Origin of the sequence: Embleya sp. NPDC056575, assembly GCF_042793325.1 — a bacterium.
In the GTDB taxonomy this organism is placed as follows: Bacteria; Actinomycetota; Actinomycetes; order Streptomycetales; family Streptomycetaceae; genus Embleya.
Genome location: NZ_JBHTVA010000023.1, coordinates 1 through 25,374, shown reverse-complemented (window position 1 = coordinate 25,374; position 25,374 = coordinate 1). Strand labels below are relative to the sequence as shown.

The window sequence follows — 25,374 nt, the reverse complement described above, 5'->3', positions numbered from 1 at the left end:
CAGCGATGAGTCAGGTCGAGTCGAAGGGTGGGGCCCCGCTCGCGGGGGTTCGCATCATCGAATGTTCGATGCTGGGACCGGCCGCGATCACCTCGTCGCTGGTGGACCTCGGCGCCGAGGTGATCAAGATCGAACCGCCGCAGGGGGACTACATCCGCGACATGACGTGGCCGATCGTGGAGGGCACCTCGCTGATGCACCTCCACGTCAACCGCGGCAAGAAGTCGCTGGTGCTGGACCTGCGCAAGCCGGAGGCGATCGAGACCTTCAAGGCCCTGGTCAAGGACGCCGACGCGGTGATCGAGGCGATGCGGCCGGGCGGGCTGGCGCGCCGCGGGATCGGCTTCGAGGACCTACGGAAGATCAACCCGAGGATCGTCTTCTGCACGATCTCCGGCTACGGCGCCACCGGTCCGTACCGGGACATGCCCAGCCACGGTGTGGCCTACGACACCTGGGCGGGGGTGGTCAAGCCCGCGATCGACGAGGACGGCTTCCCGTACCTGCCCGAGCACGCCTCGATCGGCATCCACGCCGGTCCGATGTTCGGCGCGCTCGGCGTGCTCGCGGGCATCATCCGGGCCCGGGCCACCGGTGAGGGCGGCATGATCGACATCGCCCAGTCGGACGCCGCCGCGTCGATGGACTGGCTGCGCAGCGAGACCTGGAAGGCGTACGAGCGGCCCGAGTCCGAGGTGACGGGGAACAAGTCGGACGGCTACGCCCGGCGGGCGCCCGGCACCGGTGGCATGGAGAAGGGCGTCCGGTACCAGATCTACGCGACGAAGGACGACCGGCACGTGCTGTTCATGGCGTCCGAGCAGTCGTTGTGGAAGAACTTCTGCGAGGCGGTGGACCGGGCCGACCTGTTCGAGCGCTGGCCCGGATCGAAGTACGCGGACCACGCGGTCGGCAACGTCGAACTGCGGGGCATTCTGCGGGACATCTTCGCCACGCGGACCGCGCGCGAGTGGATCGAGTTCGGCAACGAGGCGAACACGCCGATCGCGCCGGTGAACACGCCGCAGACGATCGCCGAGGACCCGCAGTTCCGGCACCGGTTCCCGTGGATCGGCCAGGATCGGCTCGGCTGCGAGCAGTTGCCGTCGCCGATCAAGTTCGTCGGCGAGACGCTTCCCGTGCCGGAGCGGGCGCCGACGGTGGGCGAGCACAGCGCGGCCGTCCTCGCGGACCTGCTCGGGTACGACGAGGCCAAGATCGCCGAACTCCGCGCAGCGGGCGCACTCGGCGCGAGCTGACCCCCACGGCGTGGGGCCGGCCCCACACCCGGCCCACACGCCGCGCGGCCTCGGGCGAGGCCGGGTGGGGGTGGGCTTGTGCGGTCGGTCCCGGCTCATGCGTCGGTTGGGTTGGGGCGGCCTCAAACGCCGGCCGGGCTGGATGGGGTGCGCCCATACGCGGGCCTCAAGCGCCGGCCGGGCCGGGGTGGGCTTGTGCGGTCGGTCCCGGCTCATGCGTCGGTTGGGTTGGGGCGGCCTCAAACGCTGGCCGGGCTGAATTGTGCTGTCTGGGTCAGCCAGTGGAAGTCGCCGAGGCCGCCTCGGGCGGTGAGTTCGCCGGCTTCGCCCGCGTCGCGGAGGGCGGACAGGTACGCGGTCGGGTCGGTGCGGGCGAGTGCGTAGGGTGGGCGTTGCCCGGTTACGCCCAGTGCGCGCAGCGCGTGTCGCTGGGTGGTCAGGACCGTGCCGCCCGCCCCCGCGGCCTCGCCCGCCGCCGCCACCGCGTCCATCGCCACATGGCACGTCACGTCGCACGTGCCGTCCGGCACCGGCGGCACCTGGCGGCCCTGCCGATACCCCGCGAGCGACCCGTACGGCGGTCGCCCCCCGCCCACGTGCCCGTAGTCGATCGCGACCGCGACCCCCCGCTCCAGCCGCCCGACCGCCCGCGCCCACGCCGCGTCCCGGGGCGCGCCGATCTCCGCCCGCCGCCCCGGCCGCGCGTCCCCCAGCGGCCACCACCGCTCCAGCCAGCGCGCGTCCTCGCCGCCGACCGGCGCGCCGAGCCGCTCGTGACCGGTGCGCACGTCCACCTCGACCACCCGCACCACCCCGCGCGCGTCCACCTCGACCACGTCGACGGGGATGTTGTCCAACCACTCGTTGGCGACCAGCAGCACATTCCGGCCGCCCGGGATCTCCGGCCCCCACCCGATCGACGGCGGCAACACCTCGGGGCGGTCGGCGACGTCGACGCCGACCGACTCCAGATGCGGCGCGATCCGGCACAGCGCGATCAACAACTCGCCGCGCCCCGCGCCCACGTCCACCACGGTGTCCAGGCCCGAGGCCGCCGCGAGGTCCGCCAGCGCCCGGGCGAACAGCGGGGAGGCGTGTACCGAGGTGCGGAAATGCCCGGCCGGCCCCTCGGCCCGGCGGTAGAAGCCCTCTGCTCCGTACAGCGCCCGACGGGTGGCTTCCTGCCAGGTCAGCCATCGTTCCATCGCACCCGACGGTACCGGCCCGCCGACGCTGCCGTGTGATCGAGGTCGGGTCCGTGGCGATCCGTCCGGTGTGTGGGCGAACGTGTGTGCCCGTCTACCCTGCCTGTGTGCATCACCTGTACGCCTGGCTCCGCGGCCGCCCCCTGCTCGTCGACGGGGCGTGGGCGCTGCTGCTGCTCATGTTCGGCGCGTTCGAGGTGATCATCGATCAACCCGGTCCGCCCGACGTGCCGCACCTGGTCGCGCTCGCCGCGATGTCGCTGGTGTTGCTGATCCGCCGGCGCAATCCCACCCTCGCGCTGGTGGCGACCCTCGTGATCGGGATCTTCCAGCTCTTCGACGACGTGGCGCCGGGCCTGGAGGCACTGGCGATGCCCGCGATCGCCTACAGCGCGGCCGCGTACAGCCCGCGCTGGGTCTCGCGCACGGCGCTGGTCGCCGCCGTGCTCGCGCCGATCGCGGCGGTGCTGCGCTGGTGGGACAACCCGGATGTCGGGGCCACCGGGGTGGTCTTCTTCACGCTGCTGCTGATGGGCCCGTTCGTGATCGGCTGGGTGCTGGGCGACTCGATGCGCACCCGGCGGGCCTACTACGTCGAGCTGGAGGACCGGGCCGATCGGCTGGAGCGCGAGCGGGACCAGCAGGCGCAGATCGCGGCGGCCGGCGAGCGGGCCCGGATCGCGCGCGAACTGCACGACGTGGTGGCGCACAACGTGTCGGTGATGGTCGTCCAGGCCGACGGCGCCGCATACGCGCTCGACAACGCGCCCGAGCTGACCCGCGAGGCGCTGGGCACGATCTCCTCGACCGGGCGCGAGGCGCTGGCCGAAATGCGTCGCCTGCTCGGCGTGCTGCGCTCGCAGGCCGAGACCGACACCTACGTCCCGCAACCGGGCGTCGAACAGCTGGAGGACCTCCTCGACCGGGTCCGCAGCGCCGGCCTCCCGGTCGACCTGACCGTGCAGGGGGTGCCGGTCGAGCTGTCCCAGGGCGTGGCGCTGACCGTGTACCGGATCGTCCAGGAGGCGCTGACCAACACCCGCAAACACGGCGGCCCGAACGTCAAGGCGCTGGTGCGGCTGCGCTACCTGGGCGATGACGTCGAGTTGGACGTCGGCGACGACGGGCGCGGCGCTGCGGCGCCGGGCGACGGGATGGGGCACGGCCTGGTCGGAATGGGCGAGCGGGTCGCGATGTTCGGCGGCCGACTGGAGACCGGGCCCGCGCCCGGCGGCGGTTGGCAGGTGCGCGCGCTGCTGCCGGTACGACCCGCGGACGGTGTCTGAGCCGATCCGGCCGGCATCCGGAGCGAGACGCGCCCGGCGCGGGGTGCGACTTGTGGCGGAGGCGTGATTCGGTAAGCCGGTGGACGCGCGTCGGGCGGGGCCCACGTAGCGTCGAAGTGTGCAACGAATCTACGCGTGGCTGCGAGCACACCCCCTGTGGGTCGACTCGGTGTGCACGATTCCGGTCTTCGGCCTCGGTGTGCTTCAGGTCTTCTCCGACGGGTCGGGCTCGGACGCCCCCACATGGTGGTGGTTGCTCCTGACCACGCTGCTCAGCCTGGGCATGATGCTGCACCGGGTGCGCCCGTTCACCGCCACCGCGCTGGTCGTGGTCGGCGGGTTGATGCAGCTGGTCTGGGACAACACGATCACCGCCGCCAACTACGCGATGCTCGTGTCGTTGTACACCGCCGCCAAATCGGGCCCGCGCTGGCTCTCCCGGGCCGGCCTGGCGATGACCCTGATCGGGCCGGCCGTACTGCTCGCCCGGTTCCCCTCCTCGGCCGAATCCTCGTTCAAGGCCAACCTCTTCGGCCTGACGTTCACCGTGGTCCTGCTCGCCATCGCGTGGGTGCTGGGCGATTCGATGCGCACCCGTCGGGCGTTCTACGCCGAGTTGGAGGAGCGGGCCACCCGGCTCGAGTTCGAGCGCGACCAGCAGGCGCAGATCGCCGCCGCGGCCGAGCGGGCCCGGATCGCCCGCGAGTTGCACGACGTGGTGGCGCACAACGTGTCGGTGATGGTGGTGCAGGCCGACGGCGCGGCGTACGCGATCGACGCGGCGCCGGATCGGGCCCGCGAGGCGCTGGGCACGATCGCGGCGACCGGACGCGAGGCGCTGGCCGAGATGCGCCGCCTCCTGGGCGTGCTGCGCTCGCAGAGCGAGACCGAGGCGTACGTGCCGCAGCCCGGCGTCGAACAACTCGACGAACTGGTCGAGCAGGTGCGCACCACCGGCCTGAACGTGGAGCTCACGGTCGCGGGCGTGCCGGTCGAATTGCCGCAGAGCGTGGCGCTGACCGCGTACCGGATCGTCCAGGAGGCGCTGACCAACAGCCGCAAGCACGGCGGCCCCGACGTCACCGCGAAGGTCGGTGTCGGCTACGGGGAGGCCGGCCTGGAGATGGAGATCAGCGACGACGGGCGGGGCGCGGCGGCGCCGGGCGACGGGATGGGGCACGGCCTGGTCGGCATGCGCGAGCGGGTCGCGATGCTGGGCGGCCGGTTGCGGACCGGCCCCACCGTCGGCGGCGGGTGGTCGGTCAGTGCGATGCTGCCCTACGCCGGCCGGCCCGATTCCGCGTCCGCCGCCACAGGCCCGTCCCGAACGACTCTTCAAGGAGCCCAGTGAGCATCAAGGTGATGCTGGTAGACGACCAGGAATTGTTGCGGACCGGCTTCACCATGGTGTTGCAGGCGCAGCCGGACATGAGTGTGGTGGCCGAGGCCGGCGACGGTGTCGAGGCGCTCGACAAGCTGCGGCACGTGGACGTCGACGTGGTCCTGATGGACGTGCGGATGCCGCGCATGGACGGCGTCGAGGCGTGTCGACGGATCTGCGCGGACGGCGGGGAGAACGCCCTGGTGCTGCCCGAGGGCCGGGTGCGGCCCAAGGTGCTCATGCTGACCACCTTCGACCTCGACGAGTACGCGTTCGCCGCGCTCAAGGCCGGGGCGAGCGGCTTCCTGCTCAAGGACGTGCCGCCGCCGGAGCTGCTGTCCGGCATCCGGGCGGTGGCCTCGGGCGACGCGGTGGTGGCGCCGAGCACGACCAAGCGCCTGCTCGACCGGTTCGCGCCGATCCTGCCCAGCGACCACGAGCCCCGCCCGGACGTGGTGGACGCGCTGACCGAGCGCGAGCTGGAGGTGATGATGCTGGTCGCCCAGGGCCTGTCCAACGCGGAGATCGCGCAGCGGCTGTTCCTGTCCGAGGCCACCATCAAGACGCACGTCGGTCGGATCCTGATGAAGCTCGGGCTGCGCGACCGGGTCCAGGTCGTGGTGCTGGCGTACGAGACCGGCCTGGTCAAGGCCCGCGGCCGGTAGCGTCCCGGGCCGACCGCCCGGCCCGCGCGCCCGGTCGCCTCGGCCGGCTCGGCCGGGTCAGTCGGTGTAGAAGCCGCCGTCCGGGTGCAACATCTCGCCGGTGAAGTAGGACGACTGGTCGCTCGCCAGGAACAGCGCCGCGTTGGCCACCTCGCGCGCGGTGCCCATTCGGCCCAGCGGCACGCTGCCGAGCAGCCGCTGCTCCAGCTCCGGCACGCCGCGCAGGACCGCGGTCATGTTGGTCTCGATGAAACCCGGGCCGATCGCGTTGACCCGGATCCCGGCCGGGCCGAGCGCGAGGGCGGCCTGCTTGGTCAGCATCCACACGCCCGCCTTGGACACCGCGTAGCCCGGCCCGCCGGTCTCGGGGTGGCGCGCGGCGATCGAGGCGACGGTGATGATCGAGCCGCGCCGGCCCTGGGCGACCATCCAGCGGGCGGCTGCCTGGACCGCGAGGAGCGTGCCGGTCAGGTTCACGTCCAGTACCCGCTGCCACTCGGCGAGCGGACTGTCGGTGAACCGCCTGATCGGGTCCGACTCGACCGGGGCGGCCCGCCGGCGCCGGCCGCCGACGTGGTCGGCCGTGGTGATGCCCGCCGCGGTGACCAGCACGTCGATCGCGCCGAACGTGTCGATCGCGTGCTGCATCACCGTCCCGGTGTCGGTCGGACTGCTCGGGTCGGTGTGCATGTAGGTGGCCCGCCGGCCGCGTTTCTCGACCGCCTCGATGGTGTCCATCGCGGCCTCGTCGCGCACGTCCGCGACCACGATGTCGGCGCCCTCCTCGGCGAAGCGCTCACAACACGCGCGGCCGATCCCGTCGGCGCCGCCGGTGACCACGGCGACTCGTCCGTCGAGCTGTCCCATCTGCGCTCCCCATCCCCTGTACCCGTCCCCTGCGCCCGTCGCCGCACGTGTCCCCGCGCGTACGCGTGCGATCGATGGTGTTGCCCATCCTGCGCGGCCCTCGAAACTCGGCGCCGTTCGAGGCATGCTGTTACACCGTTACAGACATGCTGTCGCGCCGCCGCGGACGCGGCGCCCGTCCCGGGGGACCCGCCATGACCAAGGAGATCGCATGACCACCAGCGCACCCGGCCGCCCCGCCGTCCACCTCGGTGCCGACGACCTGCCGTTCGTCGACATCGGCGGCGGCAACAAGCTCAAGGTGTTGTGCGTCAAGGAGGAGGAGGGCCTGTGGATCGTGGAGAACGTCTTCCAGCCCGGCTTCGCGGTCGAGACGCACCGGCACACCGGACCCGTGTACGGCTACACCACCTCGGGGGCGTGGAAGTACGCCGAGTACGACTACGTCAACCGGGCCGGCTCGTTCCTGTACGAGCCCGCCGGTTCGGTGCACACGCTCACCTGCGTGGAGCCGGACACCCGGGTCTGGTTTCAGATGTACGGCGCCAATCTCAATGTGGACGCGGACGGGAACGTCACCTCGGTGACCGACGGTCCCGGCACCCTGCGGGCCTACCGCGCGCTGTGCGAGGCGCAGGGTTTCGGCCGGCCGAACGTGCTGGTGGGTTGAGGATGTCCGCGAGTCGAGGTTGCGAGGGGGCACGATGACCGCCACCGCCGAGCGGGCCGAACCGGACCTGTACCGCCCCGAGCGGTACGTGGACGGCCCGCCGCACACGCTGTTCGCCGAGTTGCGCCGGACCCGGCCGGTGTACTGGCAGGACATCCCGGGGCAGCCGGGCTACTGGGCGGTGCTGCGGCACGCCGACGTCGAGTACGTCTCGCAGCACCCCGAGATCTTCTCCGCCGAGGCCGGCGGGATCCTCGTCGAGGACCTCGAACCGGACCGCCTGGAGGCGCTGCGCGGCACACTGCTCTCGATGGATCCGCCGCGGCACCGGGCCTACCGCAAGCCGCTGGTCAAGTCCTTCACCGCGCGGGTCGTCGGCGGCATGGAGGGCCGGATCCGGGCCATCTGCCGGGAGATCCTGACCCGGGTGGGCGGCGGCGAGGTCGAGTTCGTGCACGACGTCACCTCCGGGCTGCCGACCCAGGTGATCGGCGAGCTGATGGGCCTGCCGGCCGCGGACTGGGACCACATCCACGCGCTCGCCGAACGCAACACGGCGGGCGAGGGCGGCACGGCGGCGATCGAGATGGCCCGCTACGCGATGGGCTTCGCGGCGCGGCGCCGGATCGAGGAGCCGCGCGCGGACATCACGTCGCTGATCCTGGAGTCCGAGTTCGGCGGCCGGATGATGACCGACCTCGACTTCGGCCGGTTCTTCGTGCAGTTGGTGACCGCGGGCAACGACACCACCAAGACGATGCTCTCCGCCGGGCTGGACGCGCTGCTCGCCCACCCCGACCAGCTCGCCGCGCTGCGCGCGGATCGGGCGCTGGTGCCGGGCGCGGTGGAGGAGATCCTGCGCTGGGCCAACCCGCTGCACTACTTCCGCCGCACCGCCACCCGGGACACCGAACTGCGCGGTGTACGGATCCGGGCGGGCGAGAAGGTGGCGATGTACTACACCTCGGCCAACCGCGACGAGGAGGTCTTCGCCGACCCGCAGCGCTTCGACATCACCCGCAGGCCCAATCCGCACCTGTCCTTCGGTTTCGCCGAGCACTTCTGCCTGGGCGTGCACATCGCCCGACTGGAGGGCCGGGTGTTCTTCGAGGAGCTGCTCGCGGCGCATCCCGTGATCGAGCGGACCGGCGAGCCCGAGCGGTTGTGCTCCAACCTCAACAACGCGCTCACCCGGCTGCCGGTGCGGCTGGGGTAGCGAACCACGACCGCGGGTGACCCCGGGCGGCCGGGCCCGCCCGGGGCCTCCGCATGCGCTTTTTCCGGTTTCCCGGAGCGTGACAGGCATGCGACACCGGTCGAAAGGGGACACATAGACGATCGACTCGGGGAAGGCGAAGAGGGCCGAATCCTCGTACCCGGCCCGCACTGGCTCGTACTCGGTTTCATCGGCACCGGTCTCCGGGAGGCTTCCCATGGGCAGCCGTCAACTGGTCATACGCGCGGGACGCCGCTGTGCGCTCGCGGTCGCCGCGGTCGGGATCGTCGCGGCGGCCGGGGCCCTGGACGCCGGCCCGACTCCCGCCCCGTCACCCGAGCGCAGTAGCGCCGTCGCGCCGGTGGAATCCGCGCCCAAAGGCGACGGAGCGAGCCCGTCCGCCTACTCGCTGCAGACCCAGGGCGGTCCGCGCAGCGTGCGGGTCGCCCGAGTGGTCACCGGCACGATGTTGCTGACCGGCCTCGTGCTCACCGCGATCGGCGCGATCGGCATGCGCGGACCGGAGCTGATCCGCCGCAAGGTCGCCCTGCGGGCCTCCTACGTGGCCGGCGCCTCCCGCTACCGGTGGTCGGCGCCGAGTCCGCGGCCGGCCCACCCGCCGACCATCCCGGGGACCGGCCCGCCCGGCGCGTGAGTACCCTGATCGGGCCAGTACTCGTCCGGTACCCGCCGCGGACTGGAACGGAAGGCTCGCTCGCGTGAACAACGACATCACCGCACGCCCGTATCCGCACGGCCGCTCGCCCGACCCCGCCGACCGCCCCGCGCGGCTGCGCGTGGGCGTGGTGGGCACCGGCCGCGTCGGCCCGACCCTCGCCGCCGCCCTGGCCCTCGCCGGGCACTCGGTGGTGGCGGCCTCCGGCGTCTCCGAGGCGTCCCGGCGCCGCGCCGAGGAACTGCTCCCGGGTGTCCCGCTGGTCACCCCGCAGGAGGTCATCGCGGCCTCCGACCTGACCCTGCTGACCGTGCCCGACGACGCGCTGGAAGCCCTGGTGCACGGTCTGGCCGAGACCGGGGCGATCAAGGCAGGCCAACTCTTGGTGCACGCCTCCGGGCGCTACGGCGTCGCGGTCCTGGAGCCGGCCACCCGCGCCGGCGCGCTGCCGCTCGCGCTGCACCCCGTGATGACCTTCACCGGCAGCACCGTCGACCTGGAACGGCTGGCCGGCTGCTCCTTCGGGGTCACCTCGCCCGAGGTGCTGCGACCGGTCGCCGAGGCGCTGGTGGTGGAGATGGGCGGCGAGCCCGAGTGGATCGAGGAGCAGGACCGCGCGCTCTACCACGTGGCCCTGGCCAACGGCGCGAACCACCTGGTCACCCTGGTCGCGCAGTCGATCGAACTGCTCGGCGCGGCCGGCGTGCGGGCCCCGGGCCGGATGCTCGGGCCGCTGCTCGGCGCCGCCCTGGACAACGCGCTGCGCGCCGGTGACCACGCGCTGACCGGTCCGGTCGCGCGCGGCGACGCGGGCACGGTGGCCGCGCACGTGGCCGAGCTGCGTCGGGTCTCGCCCGAGGCGCTGGCCGCCTACGTGGCGATGGCCCGACTGACCGCGGACCGCGCGCTCAACGCCGGGCTGCTCAAGGCCGAGGCGGCCGAGGCGCTGCTCGGTGTACTGGCCGAGGGAGGCCGACCGTGACCGATGTGCGACTGGCCCGGACCGCGGCCGAACTCGCCGAGGACACCCGCCCGCACGGGCTGCGCGCGGTGGTGATGACGATGGGCGCGCTGCACGAGGGGCACGCCGCGCTGATCCACGCCGCGCGCGCGTTCGTCGGCCCGGCCGGACACGTGGTGGTCACCGTGTTCGTCAACCCGCTCCAGTTCGGCGCGGGGGAGGACCTGGACCGCTACCCGCGCACCCTGGACGTCGACCTGGCGGTGAGCGCGCGGGCGGGCGCCGACGTGGTGTTCGCGCCCTCGGTGGACGAGGTGTACCCGGGCGGCGAGCCGCAGGTGCGGATCACCGCCGGACCCACCGGCTCAGTCCTCGAAGGCGCCTCCCGCCCCGGCCACTTCGACGGCATGCTCACCGTGGTGGCCAAGCTGCTGCACCTGACCGACCCGAAGGTCGCCTTCTTCGGCGAGAAGGACGCCCAGCAACTGGCGCTGATCCGGCGTATGGTGCGCGATCTGAACTTCCCCGTCGAGATCGTGGGCGTGCCCACCGTCCGCGAACCCGACGGGCTGGCCCGGTCCAGCCGCAACCGCTATCTCTCCGCGTCCGAGCGGGAGATCGCGCTCTCCCTCGGGCGTGCGCTCGACGCGGGCGCCGGGCGCGCCGCCGACGGCGCGGCGGCGGTGCGGGCCGCGGCCGAGGGGGTGTTGCGGGCCGTACTCGAGCCCGACTACGTGGAGTTGGTCGATCCCGACGACTTCACCCCGGTGGCCGCGGACCACGCCGGCCCGGCGATCCTGGCGCTGGCGGCCCGCGTCGGCACCACCCGCCTTATCGACAACGCCCGCCTGACGATCACGGGAGTCCCCCGGTCATGATGCGCACGATGTTCAAGTCCAAGATCCACCGCGCGACGATCACGCAGGCGGACCTCCACTACGTCGGATCCATCACCATCGACGAGGATCTGCTCGAAGCCGCCGACATCCTGCCCGGCGAACTGGTGCACGTGGTCGACATCGACAACGGCGCCCGCCTGGAGACGTACACGATCGCGGGCCCGCGCGGCACCGGCGTGATCGGCATCAACGGCGCCGCGGCACGGCTGGTGCACACCGGCGACCTGGTGATCATCATCGCGTACGCGCAGGTCACCGACGCCGAGGCGCGGGCGATGAAGCCGCGCGTGGTGTTCGTCGACGCGGCCAACACGATCACCGGCACCGGGCACGACCCGGCCGAGGCGCTGCCCGGCGGGGAGACCGTGCGCGGCGACCGCGTGGCCCCCGCCCGGACCGCGTCGTGAACGCGCCCGCACAACCCATGCGCCTGGCCGCGCCCGATCCCGGCTGGACCGTACGGGCCGACGTCATCGTGGTCGGCTCCGGCGTGGCCGGCCTGACCGTCGCGCTGCGGGCCCGGCGGGCCGGCCGGGTGTTGTTGGTGACCAAGGGCCGGCTCGACGAGGGCTCCACCCGCTGGGCGCAGGGCGGGATCGCGGCCGCGCTCGACGAGGGCGACAGCCCCGAACAGCACCTGCGCGACACGCTCGTGGCCGGCGCCGGGTTGTGCCTGGAGGACGCGGTCCGGGTACTGGTCACCGAGGGCCCCGACGCGGTGCGCCGACTGATCGACACCGGCGCCGAGTTCGACCGGGGCCCCGACGGCGACGTGCTGCTCACCCGCGAGGGCGGCCACCTGCGCAACCGCATCGTGCACGCGGGCGGCGACGCGACAGGGGCGGAGATATCGCGCGCGCTGGTCGCCGCGGTGCACGCCCTGCCCGACATCGAGGTGATCGAGAACGCGCTCGTGCTCGACCTGTTGAAGGACGAGAGCGGGCGGGCCGCCGGGGTCACGCTGCACGTGATGGACGAGGGCGCGCGCGACGGGGTCGGCGCCGCGGTGGGTCGGGCCGTCGTGCTCGCCACCGGCGGCATGGGCCAGGTGTTCTCGTCCACCACCAACCCCTCGGTGTCCACCGGTGACGGGGTCGCGCTCGCGCTGCGCGCCGGGGCCGAGGTCACCGACCTGGAGTTCGTGCAGTTCCACCCCACCGTGTTGTGGTTGGGCCCGGACGCCGAGGGACAGCAGCCGCTGGTCTCCGAAGCGGTCCGCGGCGAGGGCGCGCACCTCGTGGACGCGGCGGGCGTACGGTTCATGACCGATCGCCATCCGCTCGGCGAACTCGCCCCGCGCGACGTCGTGGCCAAGGGCATCATGCGTCGGATGGCCGAGACCGGCGCCGAGCACATGTACCTGGACGGCCGGCACTTCGGCGCGCAGATGTGGAAGCACCGCTTCCCGACCATCCTGGCCGCGTGCCTGGCGCACGGGATCGACCCGGTGACCGAGCCGATCCCGGTCGCTCCCGCCGCGCACCACGCGAGTGGAGGGGTCCGCACCGACCTGCACGGCCGTACGAGCGTGCCGGGGTTGTACGCCTGCGGGGAGGTGGCCTGCACCGGCGTGCACGGCGCCAACCGGCTCGCCTCCAACTCGCTCCTGGAGGGCCTGGTCTTCGCCGAGCGCATCGCCGCCGACCTGGCCCGGGAGCTGCCGCCGTTCGCCGATCCGGTCGCCCCGAGCGCACCCGCGGGGCTGCTGGGCGAGGCGGTGAGCCTGCCGCTGCAACGCGCGATGACCTCGGGCGCCGGGGTGTTGCGCAACGCGGCCGGGCTGGCCGCGACCGAGGCCGCGCTGACCGGCCTCGCGGCGCGTACCAGCGACGATCCGTGCACGTCGACGTGGGAGACCACCAACCTGCACCTGGTCGCGAGCGCGCTCACTCGTGCCGCGCGGCTACGCGAGGAGACGCGCGGCTGCCACTGGCGCGAGGACCACCCCGACCCCGACGACACGGCATGGCGCGGCAATCTGGTCACGACACTGCGCGACGGCGAGCTGCGGGTCGCCTATCAGGCCCACGAACCGAAGGAGTCCACCGAGTGAGCACCGACCAGCTGTCCGCCGACCTCACCGCGCGCCTGGCCGAGGCCGGGCTCGACCCGCTCGCCGTCGCCGCGCTCGTGGCCGCCGCCGTCGCGGAGGACCTGAACGGCGGCGTGGATGTCACCTCGGTGGCCACCATCGCGGAAACCGCGCGCGGGCACGCCGACTTCACCGCCCGCGCCGCGGGTGTGGTCGCGGGCCTGCCGGTCGCCGAGGCGGTCCTCGAACTCGTCTGCGGCGCCGACCTCGTGGTCACCCGGCACGTCCGCGACGGCGCCGCGGTGGCGCCCGGCACGGTGCTGTTCGGCGCCGAGACGGGCACCCGCGCGCTGCTCACCGCGGAGCGGGTGGCGCTGAACCTGCTCTCCCGGCTGTCCGGGGTGGCCACCGTCACCCGCGCGTGGGTGGACGCGGTCGACGGCACCGGCGCCGCGATCCGGGACACCCGCAAGACCACGCCTGGTCTGCGCGCGTTGGAGAAGTACGCGGTGCGCTGCGGCGGCGGGGTCAACCACCGCATGTCGCTGTCCGACGCGGCGATGGTCAAGGACAACCACGTCGTCGCCGCGGGCGGGGTCGGGGAGGCGTTCAAGGCCGTGCGGGCGGCGTTCCCGGACCTTCCCGTCGAGGTCGAGGTGGACCACCTCGAGCAGATCCCGCCGGTCCTGGACGCGGGTGCCGACCTGATCCTCCTGGACAACATGAGCACCCGACAGATGCGCGAGGCGGTGGCCCTGGTCGCGGGCCGGGCCCGACTCGAGGCCAGTGGCGGGCTCACCCTGGAGACCGCCCGCGAGGTCGCCGAGACCGGTGTGGACTACCTCTCGATCGGCGCGCTGACCCACTCCGCCCCGATCCTGGACATCGGTGTGGATCTGCGCGCCTGAGCGACCGGTACCGTTCACCGGATCAGCCGTCCCCGCTCCCCATCCTTCCGAAGCCGCGCTCCGTCCCCCACGGCCCGAGCCAGAACACCAAGGACGCCCACGATGTTGCTCACCATCGACGTCGGTAACTCGCATACCGTGCTCGGCCTGTTCGACGGTGACGAGATCGTCGAGCACTGGCGCATCTCGACCGAGGCCCGGCGGACCGCCGACGAACTCGCGGTCGTCCTCGCGGGCCTGCTCGGCCAGCATCCGCTGATCGGTGCCGAGGGCATCGACGGCATCGCGATCTGCTCCACCGTGCCGTCCGTGCTGCACGAGATGCGGGACATGGTGCGGCGCTACTACGGCGACATTCCCACGGTCGTGGTCGAACCCGGGGTCAAGACCGGCGTGCCGGTCCTGATGGACAACCCCAAGGAGGTCGGTACCGACCGGATCATCAACGCGCTCGCGGCGGTCAAGTTGTACGGCGGCCCGTGCGTGGTGGTCGACTTCGGCACCGCGACCACGTTCGACGCGGTCAGCACCAAGGGCGAGTACGTCGGCGGCGCGATCGCTCCCGGCATCGAGATCTCGGTGGACGCGCTGGGCGCGCGCGGCGCGCAGTTGCGCAAGATCGAACTGATGCGCCCGCGCAGCGTGATCGGCAAGAGCACGGTCGAGGCCATGCAGGCCGGCATCCTGTACGGCTTCGCCGGCCAGGTGGACGGCGTGGTCAAGCGCATGGCGGCCGAGTTGTCCCCGGACGACCCGGACGCGGTCACGGTGGTGGCCACCGGCGGGCTCGCCACGCTGGTCCTGGGCGAGGCGTCGGTGATCGACGTGCACGAGCCGTGGCTGACCCTGATCGGGCTGCGGATGGTGTACGAGCGCAACGCGGCGGTCTGAGCGCGGCCCGGGCCCGGATTCGCCGTCCAAGTCGGAAAAACACAAGCATGAAATAAGCAGGATTGTCCGGCTCGCCGCATACAGTGCGTGGTATGCCGACGCCACATGGTGACCAGGGGATGGCCTTCAGCGCGCACGAGGTGCGGGTGCTGCGTCGGGCGCTGACCGTCGCGCTGCGCGGCGGGCGCGACTCGGTCGACTTCTGGTTGCTGGGCCGGGCGATCGGCGAGGCGCACGACGAGCGGGAGCGGCTGCGCGCCTTCATGACGGCCGAACTGCGCCGCTATCGCGCCGCGTTGCCGGGGAGCGCGGCCACGTTCCTGTCCTGCCTGCGCAACGCGGTGGAGGAGGTCGCGCACGTGCCGTCGGCCGAGGACCTGGCCGCGCTGCGCACGATCGTCGACCTCCCCTGCGGCCCCCGCGAACGGGCGAGCCGCGCGGCCCTGTTGCGCCGGTGTACGCGTCTGGCCGAGGCCGCCCTCGAACAACGCCTCACCGCCCGCGCCCACCGCCGAGCCGCCGCCGAAGCCGACCGCGCCACCCGCCCGGACCCGCTGGACATCCTCATCCCGGGCCGCGCGACAGCCGCTCCGCCGCCGTCGCGTTCGACGGCCGGCACCGCTCGACCCACCCCGCCCCCCGCGCCGGCGCAACCCACGACGCGCGAGACCGAAGCGCACGCACCTGCCCCGCCCGAGCCGGCCGCCGTCGAGCCCGAGGCAACCCGGCCCGCCGACCCCGCGGTGCCGGAGCCGGAAGTCGTCGAGCCCGAGGCAACCGAGCCCACTGCCTCGGAGGCCACCCGATCGGAGCACTCCGAGCCGAAAGCCGTGGGCCCCGAGGCGCACGAGCCCGAGACTCGGGCCCCCGAGGTCCGGGAACCCGGAGCCCACGGGTCCGAAGCCTCGACTCTCGAACACGAAGCACCCACACCGGAATCCACTCTCGAAGACGCACCGACAACGCCGCCGGCCGTCGACGTCCGGCCGACGGAAACCCTCTCCCAGGTGATCCCCCATCGCCGCCAGGGCCGCATCCTCGGACAACTCCCCACCCCGGAAATCCTCCAGACCGGCACCGGCTGAATTCAAACGTGGCGAGATCGTTTCGTGATCTTCGATCACCTGCCCAATCGACCAACCGACCCGTAGGCTGACGCAACCTTTTGCTGATCCTTGGGGGGATCCTTTTGCTGTCGGTACAGGTTTCGCCTGCCCGAAAAGCCGCGATGTTCGCTGCCGCAGCCGTGGCCTTGGTCGGGGCATCGGTGACCGCTCCCGCCGTTGCGGACACCCGCTTCAAGGGGGTCACCATCTCGGCTCCCGATTCGGTCGACCTGGAACTCGGTGCCTCGACCGTCATCACGGTGACTCTCGACCTGAAGTCGAACCAGCCGAACGTGACGCATCTGTCCGATGTCTGGGCCGAGTTCGCCTCCCACGCGACGACCGTGAAGTCGCTGAAGTTCGAGTTGCCCGCACCGTGCCAACCCGGGCCGCGGGATTCGTTCATGTGCCGGTGGGACAGCCTGCCCGTGGGACAGACCAAAATCGCGGTGAAGGTGACGTCGATCGTCACGGATCCGCGGGTCTCGCACGAAATGTTCGAAGTCGCGGCGAGGGACCGCTACAGCGACGTCACGGACCGCAAACAGATCGACGTGGTCCACCGGGATGCCGTGGACTTCGCCGTGCTGGACAAGGACGCGCCCAGTACGCGAAAGCCCGGCGCCACGTTCTCGGTGCCCATGGGGTTCGAGAACGTGCGGGATCGCACGCTCACCGACGTTTCGCTGATCGCTCGTACCCAGTACGGGCTGGAGCCCGCGAAGAAGTACGAGAACTGCCGCTACGGCGTGCAGCGCGGCACCGTCAGCGTGGTCGTCTGTGACTTCAAGGGGCCGATCAAGGCCGGTGAGTCGTTCCGCTTGGCGGAGGCATACCCGTACCGGGTGACACCGGACTTCCCCATCTACGGCGCCCAGGCGTACTACGAATTCGCCCGGACCACCGAGGTCGAGAAGCAGCTGAACGACCCCGAGATCCGATGGTCGCCGGGTACGGGCAGCCCGCTGAAGCTCACCGCGACGCCGACGAAGGCACCGAACAAGCGCGACGCTTCGGGTTCGTTCGACGTGATGCCGGAGGAGAACCAGCCGCAGAGTACGACCAGCACGCCACCGATCTCCGTCGTGGCCGACCCCGACCTGGAGGTCCCGGTCCGGGTCGTGGTGAAGAACGACGGACCGGCCGTGCTCAACTCGTTCCGCACCGGCGGTCCCGGTAGGGCCGCCGGTATCGCGTTCCCCAAGGGCGTCCAGGTCTCGGGCGTGCCCAAGGAGTGCTCGCACGGCTCGTTGGCCGCGATCGACGACTCACTGGCTCCCCTGAAGGCGGCCGGCGCGGACATCTACGGCTGCGAACTCCCCGAGGGCGAGCCGTGGAAGGTCGGCACGACCCGCGAGTTCACCTTCAAGGTCAAGCTCGCCAAGGGCCTGACCGACGCGAAGGGCGGCATCCACACCGTCGCGGGCGCGGTTCCGCTCGTGGACATGGTCTTCACCGCCAAGGAGGGCGCCACCTCCGGTGGTTCGGCCGCGACCGGCGGCGGCAATGGCACGGAGCTTGCGAACACCGGCTCCGACTCGTCGTCCACGACGCTGATCATCGGCGGCGCCGTCGCGCTGTTCGCGCTCGGCGGCGGCGCGTTCCTCGTCGTCCGGCGGCGTCGTAACGCGGGCCTCGCGGCCTGAGCGAACACCGAGCGAGGGCGGGGTCGCCGGCTGCGGCCCCGCCCTTCGAGTGCCAACGGCCGTCGGGCCGGAAGGACTTCGGGTGGGGCGTACGGTGGTGCGGGTCGCGACCGGCCACAGGACCTCGTCGATCGTGGGGTCGTACGCTCACCTCGTCCGGTCGAGCCTGGGGGATCGTCGTGCTCCACACCTGCCTGTCCCGTGCGCGAGCCCTCGTGGTGATCGTCGCCGCGTTCGTGCTGCTCGGTGCCGGTGCCGCGGTGCCCCCGGCGCGCGCCGCCGGACCGACCCTGACCCTCGGTTTCGTGTCCTCCCACATCACGATCAACGATGTCGTGGTGAACGAGGCGGCGCCGACCTCCGGGTTCGACCTGTGGCTGACCTCCTCCGGCGGCGCCGTCGAGGACGTGCGGATCCTGATCGACACCACACGCATGACCGACTACCGCGTGGGCCTGCCGGCATGCGGCAGGGAAGAGGAGGGCCTCCTCGACTGCCCCGTCGGCACGGTCGACGGCTACCGCGAACTGCCGCCGATGCGCGTCGGTACCCGCAACGGGCCGCGGGCTCCCGAGGAGCGATTCGGCCTGACGGTCGTGGCCGGCGACGGGCGAGTCCTCGTAGCGAAAACCGAGTTCACGGTGTCGAAGGACACCGCACCGCCCAACGTCTACGGGCTGAAGAATCCCGTGCCGGTGCAGGCCGACGGAACGGTCGATGCCGCACCCATGTTCCGCAACAAGGACGACCAGGCCGTCGGGGACCTCGTCGTGCACATGCGAACGGGACCGGGCGTCGACTTTCGCGAGCGGTTCGGCAACTGCTACTACTCGTCCGCCGACGGCGGGGAACCACCCGAGGCCCTGTGTGTGGCCACCGGACCCTTCAGCGCCCAGACCACATATCGGCCGACGAGTCGCGTCGGCCTCGGCGTCGAGCAAGACGTCGTCGCCTCGCACTTCACCGTCGAGGTGCGGAACTTCGAGCGGCGAAACCTCGACGATTGGCTGGCTCGGCACGGTCGAGCCCGTCGTGGCGACGGACCCGCGCTCGTCTTCACCGAGGTCGACAGGCTCGACGGCGCTCTCTACCGCCCCTTCGGCGACCTCTACGACCCCAAGTGGAACGAGCGGATGGACATTCGCTCCGTCCGGGCCGACTTCGCGCTGTCCGACGGCGTCGTCGTGGACACCCACCCCGTCGGCATGGGCTCTTCGGCGACCTACGTCGACTTTTCCGTCCGGGTGCGGAATGTGAGCCCGGGTCCGGCGTACGGGCACCTCCTCGACGTGAGCGTGAACCTGCCTCCGAACATCGGGGCGGCGGGCAGCAAGCTCTGCCAACCGCAGAGCCCGGGCCCGCGTGCCTACACATGTCGGGTGATCGCGGATCTGGCCGCGGGCGAGAGTGTCGATTACCGCATGCAGGCAATGGCGCAACCCGGCTCGGGCGGCAGCGTGCAGGTGAGCATCACGGGGACGGGGACGACGCCGGGCCACTTCGTGCACATCGCCTTCCCCGCGGCCCCCGGGACTCCCCCGACCCTCGGGACACCCGAGCCGATGCGGAGTGACGAGGCCGACCCGCCGCCGACAATCCCCGAAACCGGCGCCACCTCCACCTCCGGCGGCCTGTCGACCGCGGCACTGGCCGCCCGCTGGGCCGTGGCCGCTCTCGCGGTCGCGGCCATCGGCTTCGTCGGATACCGGCGCCACCGGGCGTCCCGCGCCGGCGCCGCCGGATCGCCCAGCCCACCCGCCGAGTGACGGCCGGGCCTTCGGTCGGGGCGCCGGGGGCGGCTCGCCCTGACCGGGGAGAACCGGTTCGAGGGTCGGACGGCTGGTCGGTAGCCTTGTCCCGTGACCGAGCAGAGCGCAGCGCAGCCGCAGATCGACGACCTTCCCGAGCAGATGCGGGTTCGCCGCGACAAGCTCGACCGGCTTCGGGCGGAGGGGACCGACCCGTACCCGGTCGGCTTCCCCCGCACCACCACGGTGGGCGCGCTGCGTGCGGAGTTCGACGGTCTCGAAGCCGATGTGGAGACCGGGCGTCGGGTCGGCGTCACCGGCCGGGTCGTGCTGTACCGCACCGGCGGCAAGCTGTGCTTCGCCACGCTGCGCGACGGCGATGGCGACATCCAGGTGATGGTCTCGCTGGACGGCGTCGGCGCCGAGTCGCTGGCCGCCTGGAAGAGCGACGTCGACCTGGGCGACCACGTCGGCGTCGAGGGCCAGGTGATCACCTCCCGGCGCGGCGAGTTGTCGATCATGGTCGACTCCTGGGCGATCACGTCCAAGTGCCTGCGTCCGCTGCCGGACAAGCACAAGGGCCTGACCGACCCCGAGGCCCGGGTCCGCCAGCGCTACGTCGACCTGATCGTCAACGACGAGTCGCGGGCGATCCTGCGCACCCGCAGCCGGATCGTGCGCGCCATTCGCGAGTGGTTCGACGCCAGGGACTTCCTGGAAGTCGAGACGCCGATGTTGCAGCCGGTGCACGGCGGCGCCACCGCGCGCCCGTTCGTGACCCACATCAACGCGTACGACATGGACCTGTACCTGCGCATCGCGCCGGAGTTGTACCTCAAGCGCCTGGTCGTCGGCGGCGCCGAGAAGGTCTTCGAGATCAACCGCAACTTCCGCAACGAGGGCGCGGACTCGACGCACAACCCCGAGTTCACCATGCTCGAGGCGTACGAGGCGTACGGCGACTACAACACGGTGGCCACCCTCACCCGCGAGGTCTACCAGCACGTCGCGCAGGACGTGTTCGGCTCGCAGATCTTCCGCTACGGCGACCGCGAGGTGGACATCTCCGGCGACTGGCGCGAGATCACCGTCTACGGCTCGGTCTCCGAGGCGCTCGGCGAGGAGGTCACCCCCGAGACGCCGATCGAGGCCGTGCGCAAGCTCGCCGACGCCCGCGAGATCGAATACGACAAGTCCTGGGGCCAGGGCAAGCTCGTCCAGGAGATCTTCGAGGCGCTGGTCGAGCACACCCTGATCGAGCCGACCTTCGTTCGCGACTACCCGATCGAGACATCGCCGCTGACTCGCCAGCACCGCAGTGTCGCCGGCGTCGCGGAGAAGTGGGACCTGATCGGCTTCGGCATGGAACTGGGTACCGGCTACTCCGAGTTGGTCGACCCGGTCGAGCAGCGCCGGCGGCTCACCGAGCAGTCGCTGCTCGCCGCGGGCGGCGATGTCGAGGCCATGCGGATCGACGAGGACTTCCTGCGCGCGCTGGAGTTCGCGATGCCGCCGAGCGGCGGCGTGGGCATGGGCATCGACCGGATGATCATGGCCTTCACCGGTCGCGGCATCCGCGAGACGATCCTGTTCCCGCTGGTGAAGCCGACCACCGACTGATCGACTCGGTGCGAGCGCCCTCGGCGGTGACGGTCCGTCGCCCCCGAGGGGGCTCCTGTCGCATTTCCGGGCGCGTCACCCGTTCGTACGCATAGGGTCGGCCGCATGGAAGCAGCAGCCCCCGATCTCCGGATCTGCGTCGCCGGTGACTCGTTCGTACAAGGTGTCGGCGACCTCTCCGGCGGCGGATGGGTCGGCCGCCTCGCGGCCGAGTCCCGTCGCCGGGGCCGGCAGGTGACCGCGTACAACCTGGGCGTGCGGTACGAGACCTCGGCCGACGTCGCCGAGCGCTGGTACGGCGAGGCCGTACCGAGGATGCGGCACGCCGACGGCACCGGCATGGTCTTCGCGTTCGGCGTCAACGACGTGCGGATCGAGAACGGCCGCCGCCGGGTCGCCCACGCCGACAGCGTCGCCAACCTCGACGCGATACTGGACACCGCGACCGGCGCCCGCTGGACCTGCCTGGTGGTCGGCGCGCCGCCCGTGCCCGGCGAGCGGGACCACGGCGAGGCCGCGCTCGCGCTGGAGGACGCCTACGCCAAGACCTGCGCCGCGCGGGGCATCCCGTTCGTGCCGATACAGCGCGCGCTGCGCGAGGACCCGCAGTGGTGGGCCGGCATCGAGGCGTACGGCGACGGCGCGCACTGCGACGCGGTGGGCTACGCCAAACTCGCCGCGCTGATCGCCGACGGCGGCTGGTGGGACTGGTTGGACTCGCTGGCCCCGGGGCGCTGAGCGCGGCGGCCGACCCGCCGCGCCCGTCGTCCGGTCAGGGCTTGACGCCCCGGCCGGTCAGCCACGTGTTCGGGTCCACGGCCGCGCCGCCGTCGGGGTGCACCTCGAAGTGCAGGTGCGGGCCGGTCGAGTTGCCGGTCGTGCCCACGTAGCCGATCACCTCGCCCGCGGCCACCGAGCCGGAGGTCTTGGCGAACCGCGACTGGTGGCAATACCAGGTCCGGGTGCCGTCGGGGTGGGTGAGCACGATGCGGTTGCCGAAGGCGCCGGCCGGGCCGGCGGAGGTTATGGTCCCGGCCGCGGCGGCGCGGATCGGGGTGCCCGAGGAGGCGGCGAAGTCCAGGCCGGTGTGCGTGTGCGCCCAGCGTGCGCCGCTGTTGCCGAAGCGGCCGGTCAGCGTGTAGTCCGAGGTCGGCAGGACCCACCCCGAGGCGGCCCGCTCCGCGTCCGCCCGCGCCGCGGCATCCCGCTCGGCCTGCGCCTCTCGCTCGGCCTGCGCCGCCTGTGTCGCGCGCTCGACTTCCCGGGCCTGCTCGGCCTCGGCGGCCGCCTGCTCCGCCTCGCGCGTCTCGCGGGCCTGGCGGGCCGCCTCCGCCGACCCGGCCGCGCCGAGCGTCGAGCGCTCCTCGGAGCGGGCCGCGACGTCCGCGCCACGATCGGCGAGCCGTCGCGCCGTCTCCGGATCCGCGCTCGCCGCGTCGGCCGCCCGCTTCCCGGTCGAGTCCGCCCCCGTGCCCTGGACGCCGGCGGTGACCGCCACGGCCAGTAGCGCGAGGCCGGAGACCACGACGACCGCCCGACCCGGACGCGCGCCGCGCAACCGGGTGCGGCGGTCGACAGGCGTGGCGGGGACTTCGGTGGGCGGGGTGGCGGGGGAGTGCGGCACGAATACCTCGGGGTGTCGACGACGGGGCCGACACCAGTGGTAACAATCCCCCGCATATCCACCAAGTCGTAACGGAGTGGACACTACGTCACCGCGTAGTAGCAAAACCCGCACCCGCGCCCGGCTCCGATCCGCCGGACCGAAGGCCCCGGTTTGAAATCGGGCGAACTCGGACGAGGTTCCCCCTACGACGCCGCATAGGAGACATCGCGGCAGGCGTGACGCAGTTCACGGCCCGACGAGGTTTCCCGAAGGGCGGGACATGAATCGACTAGGCGAACTCGAAGCCCAGGTGATGCTCCGGATCTGGCGGCGCAACAGCCCCGCGTCGGTACGCGAGGTGCAGGAGGCGCTGCTGCCCGATCGTGAGCCCGCCTATACGACGGTGATGACCGTGCTCGACAAACTGTTCCGCAAGGGACTGCTGCGCCGCGAGTTGGTCGGTCGGGCCTATCTCTACGAAGCGGTGTACTCGCGCGACGCCCATACCGCCGAGTTGATGCGCGACGACTGGATCTTCGGCGGTGGTCGAGCCGGCGCCCTGGTGCACTTCGTCGAGGGCATGACGCCCGAACAGATCGAGGTGTTGCGCGACGCGCTGCGAGTCGCGCTGCCGTGAGCCGATTCGCGCGATCTTCGGCACTTCCCTGGGCTGATCGGAGGCCTTGTTAATTCGTTCGGCGCAATCCGCAGCGTCTTCGGGGCGCAACTCTGCGTAATCGTATTAATGATCTACGTAAGAAAAGCGGACCTCCGCGCGGTGGAACGGAAAGTGGGCCGACATGATGCGAGCGAAAACCCGAGCGGGACGTGCCCTCGTGGCGGTCGCGGTCGGGGCGGCCGTCGTGGTGGGCGCGGACCCGGCCACGGTCGGTACGGCCGCCGCCACCCCCGCGCCGCCGAAGCTGGAACTGCGCCGCGTGGCCGACCCGGCACAGGCCAAGCCCGGCGACCGGCTCACCCACACGGTGACCGTGCGAAACGGCGGCGGCGCCGAGGCGAAGTCGGCGATCGTGCGCAACGCGTTGCCGGCGGGCGCGAAACCGGTCGAATCCAAGCCCTCGCAGGGTGAATTCGACAGCGCCACCGGAGTGTGGAAGACCGGCCGGATCAAGCCCGGTACCGAGGTCTCGCTGATTCTCGTGCTCACCGTGTCGGAAGGCGCGGCCGGATCCGAGATGATCGCGAGATCGAGTTTCGTCAGCGCGCCCGGTGCCAAGCCGGTGATCCGCAACGCCTGTACCGACGACGCCGAGGCGTCCTGTGCGAGCACGCGCGTGGCCGATTCCCGGACACGGTAATGGCCGGGGAAATCCGTCCATATCCGGCCTGATCACTCCACAAGGGCACGGTTCGGAAGCCGGGGCTATCGGCTCCGGATGTCGCGTCGGATGTTGTCGGCGCCGGATCCGGGCACCGGATCTCGGCACCGCATGTATGAAGAACGTGTGGCCCGGGCGGTGGGAAACCTCGCCCGGGCCTTCGCGTGTCCATCCGGGTGTTTCCGCCGGCACCGGGGCGGATCGGTGGTAAACCGGGCGGAGCGGCGACGCCTATCGTGATCGCGATAGCGTCAGCCCATGGAAGTGACGATCCGACGTGCCAGAACGTCCGATGTGCGGGCCATTCGGCGTCTTGTGGATGGGTACGTGGGGCTACGCATCCTTCTCGACAAACCCACGGTCACCCTCTTCGAAGACGTGCAGGAGTTTTGGGTCGCCGAGAGGGACGACGACAGCGAGGTGGTCGCCTGCGGGGCCCTGCACGTGATGTGGGAAGACCTCGCCGAGGTGCGCACTCTCGCGGTGGATCCGGCGTGTACCGGACACGGTGTGGGCCACCTCTTGCTCAGCAAACTTCTGGAGACCGCGCGTTGGCTGGGTGTTCGACGGATATTCTGCTTGACCTTCGAGGTCGACTTCTTCGCGAAGCACGGCTTCGTCGAGATCGAGGAGACACCGATCGACGGCGATGTCTACAGTGAACTGATGCGTTCGTACGACGAGGGCGTGGCCGAGTTTCTGGATCTGGAACGCGTCAAACCCAACACCCTTGGCAACACGCGGATGCTGCTCCATCTCTGGCAGTGATCTCGATCCGCGTAGACCGGACGAGTGTGGCGGAGATCGCGCGACCGGTGTCGGCGAACCCCTTGACGCTTCTTGCCCGCGGCGGTGTGGTGTGCGGTGAAGTCGTGACCACAAACCCGGTAACGTATTGCCGACTCGACGGGGTTCCGCGCCCGTGGGTTTGTATTTTCCCGCAGAAAGCGGTTTCCTTTTCTTGAGCTCGTTGTGAACCCTCCCGATGAAAGGGAATCCTGGTGGCACAGAAGGTCCAGATTCTTCTCGTTGACGACCTCGACGGCGGCAAGGCCGATGAGACGGTGACGTTCGCGCTCGACGGTGTCTCCTACGAGATCGACCTGAGCGCCACGCACGCAGAGCAGCTTCGCGCGGCGCTGACGGCCTACGTCGACGCCGGCCGCAAGACCGGTGGCCGGGTCGCCGCCCGTCGCGGTGTTCGCCAGGTGGTCAAGGGCGGTGCCGCCTCGGGCGACACCGCCAAGATTCGCGCCTGGGCCAAGGAGAACGGCTACGACGTGAGTGAGCGCGGTCGTGTGCCGGGCAACATCCGCGACGCCTACGAGAAGGCCCACGCCTGATCGCCGACGCCGTCGACGAGCGGTGCCCTCCCCCGGTACGTACCGGGGG

General features: G+C 71.7%; 25 protein-coding genes. 22 read left to right on the top strand and 3 right to left on the bottom strand.

The annotated features are described in order from the left end of the window. Positions 1 to 5 precede the first annotated feature (5 nt). Positions 6 to 1,259, top strand: a complete 1,254-nt coding sequence (locus ACFRCG_RS19525) for a CaiB/BaiF CoA transferase family protein (RefSeq protein ID WP_379999026.1) — start codon at positions 6 to 8, stop codon at positions 1,257 to 1,259. A gap of 239 nt (positions 1,260 to 1,498) precedes the next feature. On the opposite strand, the gene ACFRCG_RS19520 is transcribed toward ACFRCG_RS19525, so the two are convergent. After that, on the bottom strand, positions 1,499 to 2,464 hold the full coding sequence (locus ACFRCG_RS19520; RefSeq protein WP_380033065.1) for an SAM-dependent methyltransferase: 966 nt from the start codon (positions 2,462 to 2,464) through the stop codon (positions 1,499 to 1,501). A 107-nt stretch (positions 2,465 to 2,571) separates the two neighbouring features. Here ACFRCG_RS19520 and ACFRCG_RS19515 point away from each other — a divergent pair, with 107 nt between their 5' ends. The 3 genes from ACFRCG_RS19515 to ACFRCG_RS19505 all read left to right on the top strand — a co-directional run bounded on the left by ACFRCG_RS19515 (position 2,572) and on the right by ACFRCG_RS19505 (position 5,796). Beyond that, on the top strand, positions 2,572 to 3,750 hold the full coding sequence (locus ACFRCG_RS19515) for a sensor histidine kinase (RefSeq protein WP_380033063.1): 1,179 nt from the start codon (positions 2,572 to 2,574) through the stop codon (positions 3,748 to 3,750). A 118-nt stretch (positions 3,751 to 3,868) separates the two neighbouring features. Continuing rightward, positions 3,869 to 5,101, top strand: a complete 1,233-nt coding sequence (locus ACFRCG_RS19510) for a sensor histidine kinase (RefSeq protein WP_380033061.1) — start codon at positions 3,869 to 3,871, stop codon at positions 5,099 to 5,101. Beyond that, the gene (locus tag ACFRCG_RS19505; protein WP_078976573.1) at positions 5,098 to 5,796 is read left to right on the top strand and encodes a response regulator transcription factor; all 699 of its coding nucleotides are present in this window, start codon (positions 5,098 to 5,100) and stop codon (positions 5,794 to 5,796) included. Before ACFRCG_RS19510 ends, ACFRCG_RS19505 begins: the two co-directional genes overlap by 4 nt. 57 nt (positions 5,797 to 5,853) lie before the next feature. Here ACFRCG_RS19505 and ACFRCG_RS19500 read toward each other — a convergent pair whose 3' ends face one another. Beyond that, positions 5,854 to 6,663, bottom strand: a complete 810-nt coding sequence (locus tag ACFRCG_RS19500; protein WP_160161536.1) for an SDR family NAD(P)-dependent oxidoreductase — start codon at positions 6,661 to 6,663, stop codon at positions 5,854 to 5,856. Between the two features lie 211 nt (positions 6,664 to 6,874). On the opposite strand from ACFRCG_RS19500, the gene ACFRCG_RS19495 reads away from it, so the two are divergent. The 14 genes from ACFRCG_RS19495 (at position 6,875) to ACFRCG_RS19430 (ending at position 21,774) form a co-directional block, all read left to right on the top strand. Next, entirely contained in the window at positions 6,875 to 7,333 is a 459-nt protein-coding gene (locus ACFRCG_RS19495) for a 2,4'-dihydroxyacetophenone dioxygenase family protein (RefSeq protein ID WP_380033059.1), read from the top strand. Between the two features lie 34 nt (positions 7,334 to 7,367). Then, positions 7,368 to 8,549, top strand: a complete 1,182-nt coding sequence (locus tag ACFRCG_RS19490; RefSeq protein ID WP_380033057.1) for a cytochrome P450 — start codon at positions 7,368 to 7,370, stop codon at positions 8,547 to 8,549. A gap of 217 nt (positions 8,550 to 8,766) precedes the next feature. Then, positions 8,767 to 9,204 carry a hypothetical protein gene (locus tag ACFRCG_RS19485; protein ID WP_380033055.1) on the top strand — a complete coding sequence of 146 codons (438 nt, stop codon included), beginning with the start codon at positions 8,767 to 8,769 and terminating at the stop codon, positions 9,202 to 9,204. Positions 9,205 to 9,268: 64 nt separating this feature from the next. After that, positions 9,269 to 10,207 (top strand): Rossmann-like and DUF2520 domain-containing protein, encoded by a 939-nt coding sequence (locus tag ACFRCG_RS19480; RefSeq protein WP_380033053.1) that lies wholly within the window; start codon positions 9,269 to 9,271, stop codon positions 10,205 to 10,207. Then, complete coding sequence (gene panC / locus ACFRCG_RS19475; protein ID WP_380033052.1) at positions 10,204 to 11,064, top strand: pantoate--beta-alanine ligase; 861 nt, start codon at positions 10,204 to 10,206, stop codon at positions 11,062 to 11,064. The genes ACFRCG_RS19480 and panC overlap by 4 nt, the downstream gene beginning before the upstream one ends. Then, the gene (gene panD, locus ACFRCG_RS19470; protein ID WP_380033050.1) at positions 11,061 to 11,492 is read left to right on the top strand and encodes an aspartate 1-decarboxylase; all 432 of its coding nucleotides are present in this window, start codon (positions 11,061 to 11,063) and stop codon (positions 11,490 to 11,492) included. Before panC ends, panD begins: the two co-directional genes overlap by 4 nt. 17 nt (positions 11,493 to 11,509) lie before the next feature. Further along, the gene (locus tag ACFRCG_RS19465; protein WP_380033219.1) at positions 11,510 to 13,138 is read left to right on the top strand and encodes an L-aspartate oxidase; all 1,629 of its coding nucleotides are present in this window, start codon (positions 11,510 to 11,512) and stop codon (positions 13,136 to 13,138) included. Then, the gene (gene nadC, locus ACFRCG_RS19460) at positions 13,135 to 14,025 is read left to right on the top strand and encodes a carboxylating nicotinate-nucleotide diphosphorylase (RefSeq protein ID WP_380033048.1); all 891 of its coding nucleotides are present in this window, start codon (positions 13,135 to 13,137) and stop codon (positions 14,023 to 14,025) included. Before ACFRCG_RS19465 ends, nadC begins: the two co-directional genes overlap by 4 nt. Before the next feature lie 102 nt (positions 14,026 to 14,127). Further along, the gene (locus ACFRCG_RS19455; RefSeq protein WP_380033046.1) at positions 14,128 to 14,916 is read left to right on the top strand and encodes a type III pantothenate kinase; all 789 of its coding nucleotides are present in this window, start codon (positions 14,128 to 14,130) and stop codon (positions 14,914 to 14,916) included. 92 nt (positions 14,917 to 15,008) lie between these two features. Beyond that, the gene (locus ACFRCG_RS19450; RefSeq protein ID WP_380033045.1) at positions 15,009 to 16,001 is read left to right on the top strand and encodes a hypothetical protein; all 993 of its coding nucleotides are present in this window, start codon (positions 15,009 to 15,011) and stop codon (positions 15,999 to 16,001) included. A 143-nt stretch (positions 16,002 to 16,144) separates the two neighbouring features. After that, positions 16,145 to 17,668, top strand: coding sequence for an LAETG motif-containing sortase-dependent surface protein (locus tag ACFRCG_RS19445; protein ID WP_380033043.1), 1,524 nt, complete (start codon positions 16,145 to 16,147; stop codon positions 17,666 to 17,668). A 179-nt stretch (positions 17,669 to 17,847) separates the two neighbouring features. Further along, the gene (locus tag ACFRCG_RS19440; RefSeq protein ID WP_380033042.1) at positions 17,848 to 19,434 is read left to right on the top strand and encodes a hypothetical protein; all 1,587 of its coding nucleotides are present in this window, start codon (positions 17,848 to 17,850) and stop codon (positions 19,432 to 19,434) included. A 93-nt stretch (positions 19,435 to 19,527) separates the two neighbouring features. Beyond that, positions 19,528 to 21,036 (top strand): bifunctional lysylphosphatidylglycerol synthetase/lysine--tRNA ligase LysX, encoded by a 1,509-nt coding sequence (gene lysX / locus ACFRCG_RS19435; protein WP_379999059.1) that lies wholly within the window; start codon positions 19,528 to 19,530, stop codon positions 21,034 to 21,036. A 105-nt stretch (positions 21,037 to 21,141) separates the two neighbouring features. After that, on the top strand, positions 21,142 to 21,774 hold the full coding sequence (locus ACFRCG_RS19430; RefSeq protein ID WP_380033040.1) for a GDSL-type esterase/lipase family protein: 633 nt from the start codon (positions 21,142 to 21,144) through the stop codon (positions 21,772 to 21,774). A 34-nt stretch (positions 21,775 to 21,808) separates the two neighbouring features. Here the strand turns inward: ACFRCG_RS19430 and ACFRCG_RS19425 are convergent, their stop codons facing one another. Further along, positions 21,809 to 22,660, bottom strand: coding sequence for a M23 family metallopeptidase (locus tag ACFRCG_RS19425; protein ID WP_380033038.1), 852 nt, complete (start codon positions 22,658 to 22,660; stop codon positions 21,809 to 21,811). A 262-nt stretch (positions 22,661 to 22,922) separates the two neighbouring features. On the opposite strand from ACFRCG_RS19425, the gene ACFRCG_RS19420 reads away from it, so the two are divergent. The 4 genes from ACFRCG_RS19420 (at position 22,923) to ACFRCG_RS19405 (ending at position 25,325) form a co-directional block, all read left to right on the top strand. Beyond that, positions 22,923 to 23,279, top strand: coding sequence for a BlaI/MecI/CopY family transcriptional regulator (locus ACFRCG_RS19420; RefSeq protein ID WP_380033036.1), 357 nt, complete (start codon positions 22,923 to 22,925; stop codon positions 23,277 to 23,279). 163 nt (positions 23,280 to 23,442) lie between these two features. Next, complete coding sequence (locus ACFRCG_RS19415) at positions 23,443 to 23,961, top strand: DUF11 domain-containing protein (protein WP_380033034.1); 519 nt, start codon at positions 23,443 to 23,445, stop codon at positions 23,959 to 23,961. A 279-nt stretch (positions 23,962 to 24,240) separates the two neighbouring features. After that, on the top strand, positions 24,241 to 24,750 hold the full coding sequence (locus ACFRCG_RS19410) for an amino-acid N-acetyltransferase (RefSeq protein WP_380033033.1): 510 nt from the start codon (positions 24,241 to 24,243) through the stop codon (positions 24,748 to 24,750). A 233-nt stretch (positions 24,751 to 24,983) separates the two neighbouring features. Then, positions 24,984 to 25,325, top strand: a complete 342-nt coding sequence (locus ACFRCG_RS19405; protein WP_078976589.1) for an Lsr2 family protein — start codon at positions 24,984 to 24,986, stop codon at positions 25,323 to 25,325. The last annotated feature ends 49 nt before the right edge of the window (positions 25,326 to 25,374 follow it).

Coding starts and splice junctions, on each gene's coding strand:
- ACFRCG_RS19525 (WP_379999026.1), top strand. CDS start 6: ATGAGTCAGGTCGAGTCGAAGGGTGGGGCCCCGCTCGCGGGGGTTCGC.
- ACFRCG_RS19520 (WP_380033065.1), bottom strand. CDS start 2,464: ATGGAACGATGGCTGACCTGGCAGGAAGCCACCCGTCGGGCGCTGTAC.
- ACFRCG_RS19500 (WP_160161536.1), bottom strand. CDS start 6,663: ATGGGACAGCTCGACGGACGAGTCGCCGTGGTCACCGGCGGCGCCGAC.
- ACFRCG_RS19495 (WP_380033059.1), top strand. CDS start 6,875: ATGACCACCAGCGCACCCGGCCGCCCCGCCGTCCACCTCGGTGCCGAC.
- ACFRCG_RS19490 (WP_380033057.1), top strand. CDS start 7,368: ATGACCGCCACCGCCGAGCGGGCCGAACCGGACCTGTACCGCCCCGAG.
- ACFRCG_RS19485 (WP_380033055.1), top strand. CDS start 8,767: ATGGGCAGCCGTCAACTGGTCATACGCGCGGGACGCCGCTGTGCGCTC.
- panD (WP_380033050.1), top strand. CDS start 11,061: ATGATGCGCACGATGTTCAAGTCCAAGATCCACCGCGCGACGATCACG.
- ACFRCG_RS19465 (WP_380033219.1), top strand. CDS start 11,510: ATGCGCCTGGCCGCGCCCGATCCCGGCTGGACCGTACGGGCCGACGTC.
- ACFRCG_RS19455 (WP_380033046.1), top strand. CDS start 14,128: ATGTTGCTCACCATCGACGTCGGTAACTCGCATACCGTGCTCGGCCTG.
- ACFRCG_RS19450 (WP_380033045.1), top strand. CDS start 15,009: ATGCCGACGCCACATGGTGACCAGGGGATGGCCTTCAGCGCGCACGAG.
- ACFRCG_RS19445 (WP_380033043.1), top strand. CDS start 16,145: ATGTTCGCTGCCGCAGCCGTGGCCTTGGTCGGGGCATCGGTGACCGCT.
- ACFRCG_RS19430 (WP_380033040.1), top strand. CDS start 21,142: ATGGAAGCAGCAGCCCCCGATCTCCGGATCTGCGTCGCCGGTGACTCG.
- ACFRCG_RS19420 (WP_380033036.1), top strand. CDS start 22,923: ATGAATCGACTAGGCGAACTCGAAGCCCAGGTGATGCTCCGGATCTGG.
- ACFRCG_RS19415 (WP_380033034.1), top strand. CDS start 23,443: ATGATGCGAGCGAAAACCCGAGCGGGACGTGCCCTCGTGGCGGTCGCG.
- ACFRCG_RS19410 (WP_380033033.1), top strand. CDS start 24,241: ATGGAAGTGACGATCCGACGTGCCAGAACGTCCGATGTGCGGGCCATT.